1 protein-coding gene is annotated in these 295 nt (G+C 57.6%); it reads left to right on the top strand.

What is annotated here, in order from left to right:
* Positions 1 to 10 precede the first annotated feature (10 nt).
* Positions 11 to 295 (top strand): DUF945 family protein (locus F2P45_RS35070; protein WP_229505459.1); only part of this gene is annotated, 285 nt, incomplete at its 3' end.

Raw genomic sequence — 295 nt, 5'->3', positions numbered from 1 at the left:
CGGCCGCACCATGACCAGCACCGGAAGCTGGCCGGTGTTCATGTTCGACAGTAAATCGGGCAAGGGGATCGTCAACAATATCACCCTGGAAAGCAAGCAAAGCCGCAACAGCGACGACGTCTGGATTGGCGCGGCACGCGTGGAGGCCAAGTCGATCGAGATGAGCGGCAAGGACAAGCCGTTCAGCATAAAAATGGACAAGCTGTCGGCCACATCCGTGGTTGAGCCGAACGGCAAGGACTACGACCTCGCCAGCGACTTGCGCATCGAACTGATCACGGTCATGGACGAAAAA

Source organism: Massilia mucilaginosa, assembly GCF_011682145.1.
GTDB classification, from domain to species: Bacteria; Pseudomonadota; Gammaproteobacteria; order Burkholderiales; family Burkholderiaceae_D; genus Telluria_A; species Telluria_A mucilaginosa.
The sequence above is the reverse complement of the archived record's forward strand: the minus strand, read 5'-3'. Positions and strand labels throughout refer to the sequence as shown.